This window comes from Variovorax sp. P5_A3, from assembly GCF_056400665.1.
The window spans coordinates 277891-295397 of the sequence record NZ_JBFUKW010000005.1 but is presented as its reverse complement, the minus strand read 5'-3'; the positions used below and the strand labels follow the sequence as shown (position 1 = coordinate 295397).

12 protein-coding genes are annotated in these 17507 nt (G+C 62.1%); 7 read left to right on the top strand and 5 right to left on the bottom strand.

Annotation, left to right across the window (positions count from 1 at the left end; all coding sequences use genetic code 11):
* Nucleotides 1-27 precede the first annotated feature (27 nt).
* The 5 genes from tssJ to tssH form a co-directional block, all read right to left on the bottom strand.
* On the bottom strand, nucleotides 28-744 hold the full coding sequence (gene tssJ, locus AC1D3B_RS10765) for a type VI secretion system lipoprotein TssJ (protein ID WP_478190645.1): 717 nt from the start codon (nucleotides 742-744) through the stop codon (nucleotides 28-30).
* A gap of 51 nt (nucleotides 745-795) precedes the next feature.
* Nucleotides 796-1281 carry an Hcp family type VI secretion system effector gene (locus AC1D3B_RS10760; protein ID WP_478190644.1) on the bottom strand — a complete coding sequence of 162 codons (486 nt, stop codon included), beginning with the start codon at nucleotides 1279-1281 and terminating at the stop codon, nucleotides 796-798.
* Nucleotides 1282-1330: 49 nt separating this feature from the next.
* Nucleotides 1331-2836 carry a type VI secretion system contractile sheath large subunit gene (gene tssC, locus AC1D3B_RS10755; RefSeq protein ID WP_478190643.1) on the bottom strand — a complete coding sequence of 502 codons (1506 nt, stop codon included), beginning with the start codon at nucleotides 2834-2836 and terminating at the stop codon, nucleotides 1331-1333.
* A gap of 9 nt (nucleotides 2837-2845) precedes the next feature.
* Entirely contained in the window at nucleotides 2846-3403 is a 558-nt protein-coding gene (gene tssB / locus AC1D3B_RS10750; protein WP_478190642.1) for a type VI secretion system contractile sheath small subunit, read from the bottom strand.
* A 73-nt stretch (nucleotides 3404-3476) separates the two neighbouring features.
* Nucleotides 3477-6170 (bottom strand): type VI secretion system ATPase TssH, encoded by a 2694-nt coding sequence (gene tssH / locus AC1D3B_RS10745; RefSeq protein WP_478190641.1) that lies wholly within the window; start codon nucleotides 6168-6170, stop codon nucleotides 3477-3479.
* Nucleotides 6171-6783: 613 nt separating this feature from the next.
* Here tssH and tssL point away from each other — a divergent pair.
* The 7 genes from tssL to AC1D3B_RS10710 all read left to right on the top strand — a co-directional run bounded on the left by tssL (nucleotide 6784) and on the right by AC1D3B_RS10710 (nucleotide 17488).
* Nucleotides 6784-7965 carry a type VI secretion system protein TssL, long form gene (gene tssL, locus AC1D3B_RS10740; protein ID WP_478190640.1) on the top strand — a complete coding sequence of 394 codons (1182 nt, stop codon included), beginning with the start codon at nucleotides 6784-6786 and terminating at the stop codon, nucleotides 7963-7965.
* Nucleotides 7962-12098 (top strand): type VI secretion system membrane subunit TssM, encoded by a 4137-nt coding sequence (tssM, locus tag AC1D3B_RS10735; RefSeq protein ID WP_478190639.1) that lies wholly within the window; start codon nucleotides 7962-7964, stop codon nucleotides 12096-12098. The genes tssL and tssM overlap by 4 nt, the downstream gene beginning before the upstream one ends.
* Nucleotides 12095-12733 (top strand): TagK domain-containing protein, encoded by a 639-nt coding sequence (locus AC1D3B_RS10730; protein ID WP_478190638.1) that lies wholly within the window; start codon nucleotides 12095-12097, stop codon nucleotides 12731-12733. Before tssM ends, AC1D3B_RS10730 begins: the two co-directional genes overlap by 4 nt.
* Complete coding sequence (tssE, locus tag AC1D3B_RS10725) at nucleotides 12730-13338, top strand: type VI secretion system baseplate subunit TssE (RefSeq protein WP_478190637.1); 609 nt, start codon at nucleotides 12730-12732, stop codon at nucleotides 13336-13338. The genes AC1D3B_RS10730 and tssE overlap by 4 nt, the downstream gene beginning before the upstream one ends.
* An 81-nt stretch (nucleotides 13339-13419) precedes the next feature.
* Entirely contained in the window at nucleotides 13420-15300 is a 1881-nt protein-coding gene (tssF, locus tag AC1D3B_RS10720) for a type VI secretion system baseplate subunit TssF (RefSeq protein WP_478190636.1), read from the top strand.
* A 2-nt stretch (nucleotides 15301-15302) separates the two neighbouring features.
* Nucleotides 15303-16385, top strand: a complete 1083-nt coding sequence (gene tssG, locus AC1D3B_RS10715; RefSeq protein ID WP_478190635.1) for a type VI secretion system baseplate subunit TssG — start codon at nucleotides 15303-15305, stop codon at nucleotides 16383-16385.
* Nucleotides 16382-17488 carry a type VI secretion system protein TssA gene (locus AC1D3B_RS10710; protein WP_478190634.1) on the top strand — a complete coding sequence of 369 codons (1107 nt, stop codon included), beginning with the start codon at nucleotides 16382-16384 and terminating at the stop codon, nucleotides 17486-17488. The genes tssG and AC1D3B_RS10710 overlap by 4 nt, the downstream gene beginning before the upstream one ends.
* Nucleotides 17489-17507: the final 19 nt, after the last annotated feature.

The following is a 17507-nucleotide window of genomic DNA, read 5'->3' as shown; positions in this document are numbered from 1 at the left end:
CGGTGTGAAGTCAATGTGGGGAGTTCGCTATCGACTCTTCCTGCTGACAGGCCGGCGCTTCGCGCCTTCGCCCGAAGCTGGACTTTCCGGCAGCAACTGGATCAACTTCGGCTGATGCGCGGACGCAAGCGATTGCGTGTCATCGAGGCCGTTGGGGGCAGGAGTGGCGGGCACGAAGTCGTTGCCCGATGTGGTGGCGCCGACAGGAGGATTTTCAGGTTGCATGTCGCGTCCCCCTTTGCGACGGTCGGTGACGAGTATCGAGTTGGGCTGCAGGTCTATTTGCAGATCGACACTTTGGTTGGAAAGGAAGGTGTGATACCAGCGCGCTTCGGAGGACGGGGGAAACAGGTGGACTGCGCGCCAGATCGAGTGCGGCAGGTCGCGGTACCCCGCGAATACTCCGATCACGCGGGTTTCCGGATTTGCGCTGCGACTGATGTTGTAACGCTCGCCTGGACGCAGGACGACCTGGTCTACGCCGATCAGGTCAGCGCCCAATGTCGCACGGTCGGTGTCCGAGAGTGCGAAGAAGTCAGCCTCGTTGAAGACGCGCGGGGCGCGCAGTTCGTAGATGCGCAGAAGGATGGGCGCGGGGCGCCCCTCCGCATTGGGATTCAGTCCCTCAGAGGCCTGCACAAGCAGTTCCATCTTGGGCTGCCCACTCTGCGCCCGCGGGCTGGGCGCAATCAGGCTGCACCCCCCCAATAGCAAGGCCACGCCCAGGGCTATACGGTGAAACATGTTTGACGTGCGAACGCTCGGGCGGCGGGGCCTGAGCCCCGCCCGGCTACGTCAGGGTGCGTGATTCATCTGGATGTCGTAACTCGCCGACACAGTGCCGCCCGAACCACCGTCCCCGTTTTGAACGGTGTATTCGGAAGTGACCTTGGCGAAGGACAAGGCGACGCGCTCGCGCACTTTGATGTCGTCGTCCGCGTGACTTGTGGGATTGACCATGGTCACGAGAACTTTGGTCATGGTCAGCGTCAGATAAGCGAGCGGGTTGCCACCGGCTTTGCGGACCGTCAGCTTGGCTTCGGGAATGTGCGTGCCGGTCAGGCACTTCTGCATCAAGGTGGGGCTCGATCGATCCACGTAGTGCTCGAACACGAGGTCTTCAACCGTCGCCTTGCCGGTGCCGCCACCGGATCCAGTGTGCATGGTCGATTCCTGGGCAACCGACCACGTCCAGTTCAGGACTTCGATCTCACCGCGATGAGTCTTGTCCTGGCTCTCGCCAGTGATGCCATCGAGTTTGAGGAATACATCGTGCGCCATTGAGTTTTCTCCTAAGTTAAGGCGTTGAAAGAAATGAAAAAGAAACTGTTCAGGCAGCCTGCTTGACCGAAGGCAACTTGGCGACGAGGCGCAAGGACACCGTCAAGCCTTCAAGCTGGAAGTGAGGGCGCAGGAAGAACTTGGCGCTGTAGTGGCCCGGGCTGCCGTCCATGTCCTCGACCACGACTTCGGCGGCGGCCAGCGGCCGGCGCGCCTTGGTTTCCTGCGATGAGTTGGCCGGATCGGCATCGACGTAGTTCATGATCCACCCATTGAGCCAGCGCTGCATGTCTTGGCGCTCCTTGAACGAACCGATCTTGTCGCGCACGATGCACTTCAAATAGTGCGCGAAACGTGTACTGGCGAACAGATACGGCAAGCGAGCGGAAAGGTTGGCGTTGGCCGTAGCCTCTGGGTCAGCGTATTCCTGCGGCTTTTGCAGCGACTGCGCACCTATGAAGGTTGCATGGTCGCTGTTCTTGCGGTGCACCAGTGGGATGAAGCCGGCCTTGGCCAATTCGGCCTCGCGCCGGTCGGAAATGGCGATCTCGGTCGGACACTTCATGTCGAAGCCGCCGTCATCAGTCGGGAAGCTATGGGCCGGTAGATCTTCGACTGTGCCGCCCGACTCGACACCGCGGATCATCGTGCACCAGCCGAAGTGCTTGAACGAACGATTGATATTGACCGCCATCGCGTAGGCCGCGTTGGCCCAGGTGTACTTCTGATGGGTGGCACCGTCAGTCTCTTCTTCAAAGTCGAATTCGTCGACGGGATTGGTCTTGACGCCATAGGGCAGTCGCGCAAGGAAGCGTGGCATGGCCAGACCGACATATCGCGCATCTTCGGTATTGCGCAGCATGTTCCATGGGGCATGGTCAAGGTTCGAGGTGATCTTGGTCAGGTCGCGCGGATTTGCCAGTTCCTGCCAGGATTCCATTTGCAGGACTGAAGGCGCCGCGCCGGCAATGAAGGGCGCATGCGTCGCTGCGCTGAGCTTGGCCATTGCGCCGAGCAGTTCCACGTCCGGCGGTGTGTGGTCGAAGTAGTAGTCGGCTACCAGCGCCCCATAGGGCTCTCCCCCCAACTGGCCATACTCCTCCTCGTACAAGCGCTTGAACAGAGGGCTTTGGTCCCATGCGATTCCCTTGTATCGGCGCATGCTTCGGCGCAGTTCGACCTTCGAGATGTCCATGAAGCGGATCTTCAGTTGCTCGTCGGTCTCGGTGTTGAACACCAGGTGATGCAGTCCGCGCCACGCCGATTCGACCTTCTGGAAGTCCTCGTGATGCATGATGAGATTGATCTGCTCGGAGAGCTTGCGGTCGATCTCCGCGATGATGGCCTCGATGCTTGCGTAGGCATCGTCGCTCACCGTGGCAGTATTGATGAGTGCCTGCTCGGCAAGGGTGCGCACGGCCGATTCGACGGCCTCGCGCTGCTCGCTGCCGGCGGGCTTGAATTCGCGGTCCAGCAGGTTGTTGAAGGCGTCTGCGTCGGACGGTCTTTGGGTCTCGGCCGCAAAGGCCTCAGCGGTGTTTTGGGTGGCTGCCATAGTGGTCGGTCACTTCTTCGTCGCGGCTTCCTGGGAACTCTCGGCCTTGGGCTTGGGACTGGCTGCCAGTGACTTGAGCAGTGCCTTGTCTTGCAGCAACTTGCGCACAAGGTCTTCGGCACCTAGCTTGCCATCCATATAGGTCTGAAGGTTGGCCAGTTGGATGCGGGCATCGAGCAGCTTCGACAATGCATCGACTTTGCGTGCCACAGCCGCGGGCGAGAAGTCGTCCATGCCCTCAAAAGTGAGGTCGACCATGACGTGGCCTTCTTCTGTCAAGGTGTTGGGCACCGCGAAGGCGACGCGCGGCTGGATGGCCTTCATGCGCTCATCGAAGTTGTCCACGTCGATCTCGAGAAACTTGCGGTCCGTCACCGGTGGCAGCTCGTGCGCCGGGCTGCCCGAGAGATCGGCAAGTACGCCCATGACGAACGGCAACTCGACCTTCTTCTCGGACCCGTAGATCTCCACGTCGTACTCGATCTGCACACGCGGCGCCCGGTTGCGGGCAATGAACTTCTGTCCGCTTATGTTGGGCATGTGGGACAGGTTGGATATTCGAGACATGAATTACTAACTCCTCGACGGATGGATTGATGGGTAAGTGATGGGGGAAGGAGCGAACAGGAGCCACGCAAGGTCATTGCGTGAGATAGACCAGGCCGCCAACCTCGATGGCCAGCGGGTCGGCGGCCTGGACGGCGTCAACGCCGATCGTGACGGAACGCACGACATCGCCCTGCATGGCGCGCAGCCAAATGTCCGCAAGGGGCGGCAACACGTGTTGTTCGATGAATCCAGCCAATAGGCGCGCCCCGGTTTCATGCGTGCCGCAGCGCTCGACAATGTGGCGGACCACTCCGTCGTCATATGAAAGCGCAATACCGTGTTGCACCTGCATGCGCTCGGCCACACGGCGCATTTGCAACACGACAATGTCGCCCAGCACCGCCTGGCTCAACGGGAGGTAAGGCACGATCGAAAGCCGCCCGATGAAGGCAACCGGGAACACCTTGCGCAGTTCGGGCGACAAGGCCGAGCGCAGCGCTTGCGGCTCAGGCATGTGGCTGGGGTCGTCGCACAAGCGGGCAACCAGATCGGAGCCCGCGTTGCTGGTCAGCAGGATCAGGGTGTTCTTGAAGTCAATGACACGACCCTCTCCGTCCTCCATGCAGCCCTTGTCGAAGACCTGATAGAAGAGCTCATGCACATCCGGGTGCGCCTTCTCGACTTCGTCAAGAAGGATGACGCTGTATGGACGACGGCGCACGGCTTCGGTGAGCACTCCGCCCTCGCCGTATCCCACATAGCCCGGCGGCGCCCCCTTGAGCGTGGAGACCGTGTGGGCCTCCTGAAATTCGCTCATGTTGATGGTGATGAGGTTCTGCTCGCCGCCATACAGCGCCTCCGCCAGCGCGAGCGCCGTTTCGGTCTTGCCCACGCCGGACGGACCGACCAACAGAAAAGTTCCGATGGGCTTGCCGGGATCTGTCAGGCGCGCCCGCGCGGTCTTGACTCGCTCGACCAGCGCCGCCAGCGCGGCGGATTGACCTATCACGCGACGCTCCAACTGCGCCTGCAACCCCGTGACCCTGGACACTTCGTCCTGCACCATGCGGCCGGCCGGAATGCCGGTCCAGTCGGCAATGATCGACGCAACCACGGCTTCATCGACCTGGGGATGGATCCAAGGCACATCGCCCTGCACCTGCTTCAGGGCGGCCTCCAGTGCGCTGAGCTCGTTCCAGCATTCATCTGAAATACCGGCAGCAGCGCCCGCCTCGTCTGCCGCCATCTTCGCTCGCAGATCCCGGATCGCGCGAACCATGTTCTGCTCCTCCTGCCAGCGAGATTCCTGCGCGTTCAGTTCAGCACGCACGCTCTCAAGCTCGAGACGGGTGGCGGCTTCGCGTTCGGCGCGCACCTCGCTGCCCAGGACAATGAAGCGCTCCTCGGTCAGCAAGCCGAGCTCTCCCTCCAGCGCCGATATGCGCTGGCGCAATTGAGCAACGACAGGCGGCGGCATATTCAAGAGCATCGCCACGCGCGCACAAGCCGTATCGAGCAGACTGATGGCCTTGTCGGGCAATTGCCGCGCGGGGATGTAGCGGTGGGAGAGCACGACGGCGGCCCGAACCGCCTCGTCCAACACCGTCACTTCGTGGTGCCTGGTGAATGCGGGAACCAAGCCACGCACCATCTGGACCGCGACAGCCTCTTCCGGTTCGAGCACCTGCAAGACCTGAAAGCGTCGAATCAGAGCCGGATCCTTTTCGATGTGGCGCTTGTATTCGCGCCAGGTGGTGGCGCCAATCGTTCGCAGCGTGCCCCGCGCAAGCGCCGGCTTGAGGAGATTGGCTGCGTCGCCAGTACCGGCTTGGCCACCGGCGCCGATTAGGGTGTGGACCTCATCGACAAACAGGATGACGGGCTGCGACGATTGGACCGCCTCTTCGAGCAAGGCCTTCAGGCGCGACTCGAACTCGCCACGCATGCTGGCGCCGGCCAGCAAGGCACCCAGATCCAGGCTGAGCAATCGAACTTCACGCAACGCCGATGGAACCGCCCCTTGCGCGATGGCCAAGGCGAGTCCTTCGACCAACGCCGTCTTGCCCACGCCCGCCTCGCCAGTGATCAATGGATTGTTCTGCCGCCGTCGCAACAGAATGTCGACCATGGTGCGAACCTCATGCTCGCGACCAACGACGACATCTATTTCACCCGCGCGGGCGCGCTCGGTGAGATCGGTGCAGTACTTGGCCAGGGCCGACTTGCCGCCGCTCGCTTCAGACAACGCACCACCGATTCCCGCGGGGGCAACTTTCAGCGAGGCCGAACCGTCGTGCGCCTCCTCCCGGCTTTCGGGGGAGCAATCCACCAGTTCTTGCAGCACATCGGCGAGTCCTTCGTCGGGGATCTTCCGAAATTCAGCCGATATCTCCACCAAGACCCGGCGGAGTTCGGTCGAATCCACCAAAGCAGCCACCAGCCAAGCTCCGCGCACCACGCGGCCACCAAAGGCAATGGTGCCTAGCACCCAAGCTCGCTGGATCGCAAGTTCGACGTGATGGGAGAAGTCACTGATGGCACTCGACCCAACAGGCAAAGCACCCAACGCAACCGCAAAGTCTCGCTCCAGGGTGGCGGACTCCAACCGGAAGTGCCGGCAGATTCGATGCAGATCGCTGTCCGGCAACTGCCAGATCTGGTAAAGCCAATGGAGCAACTCGACATAAGGATTGCCACGGGCCTTGGCGAGGGTGGTGGCCGATTCGATCGCACGAAACAATGTCGAATCAAGTTTGCCGAACAGTGCCCGACGAGAAATATGCATAAAGGCGAACGGGGCACACCGCAATTGAAAAACTATTTGCGATTATTGTATTTGGATCTCCACGCAAACGTTATAACCAACCGCTGCGCTTGGTATTTAACAGTTACTCACAATAGCAAAATTATTCGGCCAAATTAGACATGATCGTCAATGAATTCACCCCTCCATTACCAGACGACCGGCATATTCATTAACAATTACATAGCATCGTGAATTGCAGTTGGAGATCAAAATGCGGCATTTTTCGCACTCTCAAACATGGCGACCATGCTACATTTATTGCCGCAATCATTGATGGATAGTTCGCAAAAGGCTCGCGCCAGTTGCCTTATTGCCTGATATTTGGATAGCTGAAACGCGAGTGAGACTATTCAATTGAGGCCGCCATCCTTCGTTGGCTGACTCAAGAAGACGCCGGATTCCGGGGCGCAAAAATGCTGCCCCCTTGAAGAAGCCGCGCTCGTTCGACCTACCCCGATACACAAGAAAGACTCGCATGGCAGCGGAAGCTTCCGACCACGCCCTAATCCCACCGCGGCCTCATCAGCCAACCCGCCGCTCCATTGACGACCCGTTTGGCGAGCCAGCGGCGGCCGCGACCCTGAATACAAGAATGCTGGGCGATCAGGGGGAGCGCCTCACCGCCGTTCTTGCCGCACGCAATCCTTTTCTGGCTGCAGCGAACCCGTTGCTGCAAGCCGTGGCGGACATGCCGCAACAACTTGAGCCAGCCGGCATCGAGATGCTGCGGCAAATGCTGGAAATCGAGGTCAAGGCGTTCACCCGCGTGTGCGACCAAGGCAACTTGCGCCGCGAACATATGTTGGCCGTGCGCTATGCCCTCTGCACAGCCTTGGACGAAACAGCCAATCTGACTCCCTGGGGTGGGGGTACAGCAGTCACGACCGGCCCTTGGTCAGGCCATGCACTGCTGCAGACATTTCATCAAGAAGGCGATGGCGGCAAGAAGGTGTTCCTGTTGATTGGCCGGCTGGCGAGCAATCCGCAAGAGCATCTGCCGGTCCTCGAAGTGATGCTCCACCTCCTCGGACTCGGCTTCCAGGGGCACTACCGCCTGCAGATTGAAGGTCGGCGCATGATCGAGACGATCCGCAACCGACTCTACAACCTGGTTGTCAGCGCCTACGAGGCTGTGCCCCGCGAACTGTCACAGCAGTGGGAAGAGGTGCCGCCGGGCAAACGGCGTTTGCTGCACAACATTCCGGTTTGGGCGAGCGCCGGTGTTCTGGGACTGTTCCTTCTCGTGGCGCTCGTCTGGAACAAGCATCACCTGACGGCCCAGAGCGAAGTCATCGAGGCTCGCATTCGCGACATCGGCAAATTGATGCCGGCGCCGCAACGACTGCGCCTGAAGGAACTCCTGGCCAGCGAAATCGAAGCCGGCCGGGTGGACGTCGATGAGACTGCACTGGGGCTGCACAGCAAGGTGACCTTCCCCGGCGACGATATGTACAGCGTGGGTCTGTCCGAGATCAACGTCAGCATGGCGGCCTTGCTGGAAAAGGTCGCCGCCGGCATCAACGAAGTCAGCGGCACCGTCAAGGTGGTCGGGCACACCGACAACACACCGATCGCCACGCGCGAATTCCCGAACAACCTGGCGCTGTCCGAAAAGCGCGCGCACGCGGTGGCACAGCTCCTGGAGCAGAACCATGTCGAGCCCAGCCGCATCACGACGATCGGCATGGGCGAAGCACAGCCCGCGGCGGACAACGTCACCCCCGAAGGACGCACGCGCAACCGCCGCGTCGAGATCATCGTGGACTCGCAATGATTGATTTTTTCTCAGCCTTTTTCCGGACGGTCTTCTCGCGCTACACCCTGGCGCTGCTCGCGCTGTCAATCGGCGCCCTGGTGGTCTGGTTCCTCGGACCCTTGCTTTCATTCGGCGGTCTTCATCCTCTGCAGACAGTGGAAATGCGGGTCAGCGCCATCGTGTTGCTCCTCGCCACGTTGATGTGTCTGCTGTTGCGCTGGTCGATGCTGCTTGTCGGCGTGACCGCGCTGTGCCTGCTGATCTGGCATGCCGGCCCGCTTCTGGCGTTCGCCGACACGAAGCCATTGGCGTCGATCGCGGTGCGCACGGTGCTCATCGCTTTGATCGGACTGGCCTACATGGTCTATGGCCTCCGCCGGCTGTTCACTGCCCTGCGCTCCAACCGGGAACTGCTTGATCGCTGGCTGCGTCCCGAAAAATCGAGCAACAAGCCCAGCACCGAGGCCATCGCGAGCGAGGAACTCAAGACGCTGTCGGGAATCGTGCGGGTCGCGGTCACCCGCTTGCGACAGACGCGCGCAGCCGCCACAGGCAGTTGGCGACGGTTGATCGATGGAAAACGCTACCTCTACGAACTGCCCTGGTACATGGTCGTCGGAGTGCCCGGCTCCGGCAAGACGACGGCGCTGCTCAACTCCGGCTGCAAGTTTCCCATCGCGAATCAGATGGGCGCGGCGTCCGCGCAAGTCGCCCTGGCAACCAACGTCGGCACCCTCAACACCAATTGGTGGTTCACCAATGAAGCGGTATTGATCGACACCGCCGGCCGCTATGCCCAGCAAGGCGACGGCATGGTCGATCCGCCGGGCAGCACCGTCAACAAGAATGCCGTCGAGTGGCTCGCCTACCTCGGCCTGCTGCGCAAGTACCGACCAAAGGCACCGATCAATGGCGCGCTGGTCACGATCAGCCTGACGGACCTTGTCAACCTCGACGATGCGGGACGTACCGCACAAGCGGCTACGCTGCGCGCGCGCCTGGCCGAGTTGCGACGCGAGCTGGGTGTTCGCTTTCCGGTCTACGTGATCGTCACCAAGGCCGACCTGCTCAAGGGTTTCGGCGAATACTTCAGCGTACTGACCAACGAGGGCCGCGAACAGATCTGCGGCCTGACTCTGCCGTGGCAGGGGGATGCCTCGCCTTCAGGCTTGTTCCGGAGCAAACGCCAGCCAGCGCCCGATGAGGAGATGGTCCCCAGCCCCTTGGCCCGAGCCGTATCGACGGAACTTCAGGCGCTGCGGCAACGCCTGGAGGACGGACTGGTCGTTCGACTGCAGGAGGAATTCGACCTGGATCGTCGTCATCGCCTGTATGCCTTGCCCACTGAACTCGGTGGCGTGATTCCTGCGCTGGCCAAGATGGTCGAGGAAATCTTCCTCGACTCCCGATACGACCGCACCGAGCTGAACCACAGCCTGCGCGGGATCTATTTCACCAGCGCCCGGCAAACCGGCACCGCGGTCGAGGCCGAGTCCACCACGTTGGCGTACCGCCTCCGGCGGATGCTGCCACGCACTCCGATGCCGCGCGTGGCAAACACCCTGGTCAGCAATCGCAGCTTCTTTCTGCATGACCTGCTGTCGAACCTGGTGTTTCGCGAAGCGCACCTTGTACGCCCGGCCCTGGGTTGGGAGCTCCGCTCACGGACACTGCGCCTGCTGGGTCACGCGCTGGTTCTGGCGATCGCCGTATGGCTCGGTTGGGCGCTGATGTTGAGCTACGGCAACAACCGCAAATACCTTGCTGACGTGAGCTTCAAGACACAGGCGCTGGGCGAGCACGTGAACAAGTTGTACGCCCGATTCCGCCTCGAAGAGGCGCCGCAGATGCTTGACGCCGCCCGGGAACTGCCAGAGCACGGCGGCCTGGACCTGCAAGACCCGCCTGCCACCTATGGCTATGGCCTGTACGCCGCGCCGCCGATCGTCGATGCCGCCGTGGACACCTATACGCACTTGCAAGACCAGACCTTGCTGCCTCAGGTCGTACGCCGCATGGAAAACGCCTTGTCGCGAGCCATCGTCGAACGAAATGACAACCGCGCCTTCGAGACGCTGCGCGTCTACCTCATGATGTTCGACCAGACGCACCATGATCCCCTGGAAGTCCGCGACTGGGCGCTGCGGGACTGGCAAAGCGGCGACGGCAGTCGCATGACCGACGCGCAGACTGCGCTCCTGGTCCAGATCGACCTGATGTTCTCGGGCACCCGGGTCGTGCAATCCCCGCTGCGCAAGAATGAAGGACTGATTCAGCGCGCCCGTGCGTTCCTCAGCGGCACGCCTCCGTCCGCTCGCCTGTACGAGCGCGCGAAGGCTGCCTTGGCTCAGGCTGCGCCACCGGACTTCACGCTGCCGCGCATCGTCGGACCGCAAGCCGGCTCGGTGTTCACCCGCATCTCAGGCCAGCCTCTCGACCACGGCGTGCCCGGCCTCTATACCTACGACGGCTACCGCGAGTTGTTCGACAAGCGAATGCCCGAGTTGCTCGCCAAGTCCCAAGCCGATGACGCATGGGTGATGGGCGATGCCAGCTGGGACGCAGCGGAGGAAAAACCCCTCGATGCCGACGTCTCACGCGCAGTGAATATCACGCCGTTGCTGGAGGATCTGCGAGGCCAATACTTGACGGAATACGCGCAGCAGTGGAGAGACTTCCTTGCCGACATCGCCCCGGCCACCGGCACCACGCTGGCGCAGGAGCTCAATGTGGTGCGTCAGTTCGCTGCGCCCGATTCACCGCTCGTGCGGCTGGCAGTTGCCGCAGCGCGCGAGACCACGCTGTCACGCTCGCTGGATCCAAACGCCGAAATTGGAAGCGACAAGAGCTACTTCGACAAGGCTTCCGAACGGCTGGCCAGGCACGCCGAACAACTCAAGAAGAACGCGGGCCTGCGTCCCGGGGCACGTCTGGAGCGACAACTGGTGGACAGCCAGTTCGTCGCATTGCGCGAAGTGGTGACAGGCCAATCGGAAAGCATGGCGGCTTCCGGCAGCAGTTCACCGCTGTGGAACGGCGGACTACGCAGCAGCCTGCACGCCGCCGCCCGCGATGCCACCTCGCAGGGGCAAATACCCAATGCGGGTCGCCCGGCCCTGGACGCCATCACCTCCTTGGTCAACGACATGTACACCGTCATGGCGGTAGCCGACACTGCCATGGCCACCAACAGCCTGCCGTCGGCCGGCTCCGATCCTGGTACCCGGATGCGCATGGAAGCAGCCCGGCTGCCGGCTCCCTTCAGGGAAGTGTTGACGCGCCTGGCCTCCAACAGCTCGGACAAGGTGACGCAAGGCGCGACAGACATTCTGAAGGTCCAGGCCCGGGCGCAATTGGACCGATTGCTTGGGCTGATGGCGGTGCAAGTGAGCGAACCCTGCAAGCGCGCGATCACCGGACGCTATCCGTTCGTGGCCAACAGCACGCAGGAGGTCCATATCGATGACTTCAACACCCTGTTTGCCGCCGGCGGTGCGGCCGACGAATACTTCACCAAGTTCCTCGCACCCTTTGTCGACACCAGTGTCCGTCCCTGGCGCTACAAGTCGCCAAGGACCGGCAGCATGATGGTTGGCGTGGAGACCGCCGGCAACGCAGCAACGCTCGCCACAACGGGACCGACACTGACGGGCGAATTGCTCAAGCTATTGGCCGCGCGAGGTCCCAGTCCCGAAGCATTTGCGCGCATTGCGCAGATTCGAGACATCTTCTTTCGCGACAACGGCAAGAAAAGCATGGCGTTGAAGATGGATATGCAGGTGCAGTACCTCGACCCCTCCATCACCGAGTTCATCATCAATCTGGACGGCCATAGCCAGCGCTACGTCCACGGTCCTGTGCAGACGCTGTCGGTCACCTGGCCGGGCCCGCGTGGCGGCACCATCGCCGAATTGGCGGCCATCCCGAGCATCCGCCGCAGCGATACCTCCACCCTGACGAACAACGGGCCTTGGGCCCTGATGCGGCTGATCAAGCGCGGCCGCGTGGTCGATGGCGCCAGCTTGGGGCACACGGCAGTCGAGTTCGATTTCGATGGGCGCCGCGCGGTGCTGGATATCAACACCGGCGGCTTGCGCAACCCATTGACCACCGATGTTCTGCGGAGCTTCCGGTGCCCGGGACGAGCATGAGATTCAGCCAGGAGGAAAAGCGGGCGAGCCAACAAGTCGATCCGTATCCGGATTTCGCGCTGACGGACCTGCTGGCCGGCGATGCCGGCGTGGCGCGGCGCTCGTCGGATATTGGCAACGCGATGCCTCTGCACGACATAGCGGACGTCGCCTCTCTGCTGGATCCAAGCACCACCGGCATCGCGCTTCAGGGACACCCACCGCCTTCCGGCACCGCCGCGAACACACCGGGACCCGATCCAGACTTACAGCTGATGCACGGATTGCACGCCGAGTACGTGCAACTGATGCGCGACCCGTATGGTTACGCGTCCACACAGACACGACATTCCCATCGACTGGAGCCCGTCGACGCACTCGACGTACTCCAGAGTGAAGAGCATGACCGCGATGACGTGTATGACCTCCTTGGCGAGAGCGATGCCATCGGGCCCGTACTGGCCGGATTGGACCCGTTTGGCGAGCATGACATTCTTGAACCGGAACCGCATGTGGAAGTGCTACGGCTGTTCGCGCCAGACGAACTCCGCGAACAGCGCAGTGCAGTGCCTGTACTCACACGGCGCGAACACCACGTGTTGTCTGCCGACAGCGCCCTCAACGCCGACACCTGGATCCCATCGCCCTCATCATGAATTCCGACGATCCCACCCTCCACTCCGTCGCGGACGATCCGCCGACCGCTGTCAGCGCCGCGATACATCCCGGTACGCGCACCCTGCCGTCGAAACGCGCCTCCAGCGTCCTGCGGTCCTGGCACAACCAGTTCCTTCCCACGCTGTTCGATCGACTGTGCGACGACGCACCTCACGAGCACAAGGAAGCGCCGGCCGACTATGCCCCGACGCGAAACAGGATGCGCAGCATCGTGCGACGTGACCTGGGCTTTCTGCTCAACGCCTCCAACCAGGACGACTTGCTGCATTCAGATCGCCATGGCGCGGTGATCTCCTCGACGATCAACTATGGCGTGCCCTCCCCCACTGGCGGCTATTTATCCGAGCGCCGATGGATGGACATCCAGAAGTCCATCCGCCGCGCCATCCTGAACTTCGAGCCGCGCTTGTTGGCCGAATCTCTGAGCGTCAGGCCCGTCGCGAAAGGAGACGCCGGGGGGCACTACAACGTGCTCATGTTCGAAATCCATGGCCTGCTCCATATGGAGCCGTACCCGGTCGAGTTCAGTGCGCAAAGTTCGGTGGATCTGGAGACCAATCAGGTGAGCCTCAACGAGGCCTGATGGAGTCGACTCGGATCAGACATCAAGACAGCCAGGCCCCACGCCTCATCGAGGCATCACTGTTCACTCACATTTCCGTCCATGGACCCGCTCCTTCTCGACTACTACAACCAGGAACTCCTCTATATGCGGGAGCAGGCCGGCGAATTCGCGCAACTGCATCCGAAGATCGCGCGCCGTCTCGGCATGCAGGGCATAGAGGTGGCAGACCCCTATGTGGAACGCCTGATCGAGGCTTTCTGCTTCATGTCGGCTCGCATGCGCATCAAGCTCGATGCTGAATTCCCGCGTTTTACCCAGCGGCTGTTGGAAGTCATCTATCCCAACTACGTCAGTCCCACGCCGTCGATGGCGGTCGCGCAACTGCACCCCAATCCACGCGAAGGCGACCTGACGCGCGGCTTTCTCGTTCCGCGCGGCAGCGCGATGTTCGCCAAGGTGCCTGAGGGCGAAGAAACCTCGTGCGAGTTTCGCTCCAGCCAGGACGTGACGCTCTGGCCGTTGTCCATCATCGAGGCCAAGCTCACCGGCATTCCACCCGACATTCCGGCCCTGGAGCGCCACTTGCCAGCCAACTTGCAGGTGGCGGGCGCGCTGCGCCTGCGCCTGCGCACCAAGGGCGACACCCGATTCTGCGACCTCAAAGGCCTAGATCGTTTGCCCATCTATCTGGCCGGCGATGACCAAGTGGCCACGCATCTGTTCGAGTTGCTGCACACGTCGGCCATCGCGACCTTCACCGGTACGCCGGGCCGCATCGGCGAGCGCCCCCATGTGGTCACCGAAGATGCACTCGTACATGAAGGACTGTCGCCGGATCAGAGTCTGTTGCCGGTGCAATGGAACACGCTCCATGGCCACAATCTCCTGCACGAGTTTTTCGCCTGTCCGAGCCGCTTCTACTTTTTCTCGCTGCAACATCTGGCGCCAGGACTGGCTCGTGTGCAAGGACCGGAAGCCGAGATCGTCATCCTGCTCTCGCGCTCGGCGGGCCGCCTGAACGGACTGATCGACGCCCGGCAGTTTGCGCTGTTCTGCACTCCCGTCATCAATCTCTTCCAGAGACGCACCGACCGGATCGAACTGAACGCAGCCCTGCCCGAATATCACCTCGTGCCGGACCGCTCGCGCCCACTCGACTTCGAGGTTTTTTCCGTGAGCGAAGCCTGTGGGCAGCAAAGGGCCACCACCGAGCAGTTGAACTTCCGCCCGCTGTACCAAACACTCAGTGACGACGAGGGCAACCACGGCCGCTATTTCTCGCTGCGACGCGAGCCACGGCTGGTGTCAGACTCGGCGCGCCGCTACGGAACGCGCACGCCCTACGTCGGCTCGGAGGCGTTCATCTCACTGGTCGATCAGAACGAAGCACCTTATCCGGAAAGCTTGCGCTATCTGTCGGTGCAGGCATTGCTTACCAACCGCGATCTGCCGCGCCTCGTACCGCGCAATGGCGTCTCTGACCTGAGCATGGCGGATTCGGCGCCGGTGGCGAGCATCGGCTTGATTCGGCAGCCCTCCGCTCCCACACCGGCGTTCGCCCAGGGCGAACTGGCATGGCGCTTGATCCGCCAACTGGGCTTCAACCACCTGCCGTTGGCCGATGTGCCGCACCGGGAGGGTGCCCGAGCCCTTCGTGACATGCTGCGGCTGATCATCCACCGTGACGATGACGTCGCCCAGCGTCAGATCGACGGCTTGATCGGCTCGCAGGTGCGCCCTGTCGTCCGCCGGTTGCCGGGCTCCGGACCGCTCGTGTATGGGCGCGGCGTGGAGTGCACGCTGACTGTGGACGAGGATGGCTTTTCAGGCTCCAGCCCCTATCTGTTCGGGCGAGTTCTGGACCAATACCTTGCCCATCATGTGGCAATCAACGTCTTCGCCGAAACCGTGCTGAAGTCGATGCAGCGGGGCGAGATCGCACGCTGGCCTGTGCGCATGGGCACACGCGGAGTCTTTTGAAAGTGGACGCGCCCAAGCACTCCATGGCACAGGCAGGTGGACGGACGCTGACGAGTTCCATGGTCGATGCCGCTCGCGAACCGTGGCGCCACGGATTCATTTCGATCGTCCGCGAGCTGGCGGCGCAACATTCCCATCTGCCTCCTGTCGGCCATGCACAGCGCGCGCAACAGGAGCCATTCCGGCTCGGGCAGCAGGCCTCGATGGCCTTCGCTCCGCGCGAAATCGCCGAAATCCGGGAGCGCGACGGGTTGCCGTCGATCCGCCTCTTCGGCCTTGGCATGCTCGGCCCCAACGGACCATTGCCGATCCACATGACGGAGTGGGTGCGGGAGCGCAGCCAGGGCAAGCGCGACGACACGATGGCGGATTTCCTGGACATGTTCCATCACCGCTATCTGGTCCTTCTCTATCGCGCTTGGGCCCAGGCCCAAGCGGCTGCCGGTCTGGACCGTCCAGGAGAGGAATCCTTCACGCCGTACATCGCGCGCCTGGCCGGAGACGAGGTGGATGACGTTCCGCACGCAGCGCTTCCGCCCCATGCCCGGTGGGCTTCCGCCGCGCACCGCGTGCGCCAGGCGCGCAACCCGGAAGGACTGGCGTCGACGCTTTCGCGCTATTTCGGCGTCGGCGTGCAGTTGCACGAATACCAGTTGCAATGGATTGCGATAGAGCCGGTTGATGCCTGCCGCATCGGCATGCCGCGCCGCTCGTCCATGCTCGGACAAGGTGCGTTGGTCGGCGACGTGGTAGCCGACCGACAGCACAAGTTTCGCTTGACCATCGGCCCGCTGACCCTGCGCCAGTACCTGCGCTTCACGCCGCAAAGCGCGCGAGATGGCAGCGACGTCCAGGCCTTGATCGAATGGGTGCGTGCCTTTGTCGGCTACGAATACGCCTGGGAAGTCGCACTGGAGTTGCGCCGCGACGAGGCGCCGTCAACGAGGCTGGGCGGTGAGGAGAGACTGGGATGGTCCACCTGGATGGGAAGGGCCATCTCAGGAGACACGGTGACAGGCATGAGTTACGAACCGGAGAACGATATCCACGCAACCCCGCAGAAGCCAGACCAGGAGGCTCTTTGAGCAAGATCAAGAAAGCAGCACGCCGCGCAACCCCCCTCTCCGAACAGGACGAGATCCCGCAACAGCCCGAGCACTGGCTCGAGCCGATCACCGAGTCCGCCCCCTGCGGCCCCAACCTCGAATACGACAACGAATACGTGACGCTGCTCGCTCGCATGGCACCTCAAGCGGATGTGCAGTACGGCAGCTTCACCGAAAAACCCGCGCTGCCGGATTGGAATGATATCGAGCGCGAATGCCGTCGACTGCTCTTGCGCAGCAAGGATTTGACGGTGCTGATCTGGCTGATGCGCTGCCGCACGCGGTTGGGCGGAGCTACCGGCATGCACGAAGCATTGGAAATGCTTGCACGTACCCTGGCTCGGTATCCCGAAGCGATCCATCCGCAGCTCATTGTCGAGGGTGAGCACGATCCGGCAATGCGCGCCAATGCGTTGGCAGCCCTGTGCGACCCTGAGGGATTCTTGTCGGACCTGCGTGAAATCGTGGTCTGTCCGCATACCGCGTCACGACTGACAGTTCGCGACGTGGAACGCGCCTTTGCTGTCCCGCGGTTGGCCGACGCGCTCCCACTCGACGCGGTGCGGCGTCAACTCCATGATCTGCAAACCCAGGGAGACTCGACCGTTTTAGCCTTGGCCAATGCTTCCGCACTGCTGCGACAGATCGACCAACGGGGCCGTGACAGCCTCGGTGCGGAAGCACCCAATATTCAAGTGATACTGAGATTGATCGACTTGTTCGAAGTCGAATCAGCCGACGCGCCCACCGGGACGCCGCCTGCAGCAACGACAAAGACGGAAGAAACGCGGCCCACGGAGGCGGCGGTGATTTCATCAAGCACACGTGCTGACGAACTCCCACAACGATCGCGACCGCACCACACGGCGCTTGCGACCGATTCCGGCCACACCACCCCTATCGAGCGACGCGAACAGGTGCGGGAAAGCCTCCGCGCCGCCAGGGAATGGCTGGAACTCTGCGAGCCCAGCAGCCCGGTCGCCCTCTTGCTCAAACAGGCCGATCGCCTCCTAGGCAAGCGCTTTGCAGAAGTCGTCCAGGCAATCCCGCCTGACTTGCTGGCGAAATGGGACGCCGAATAAGTGACTATCAGGCGTCAAA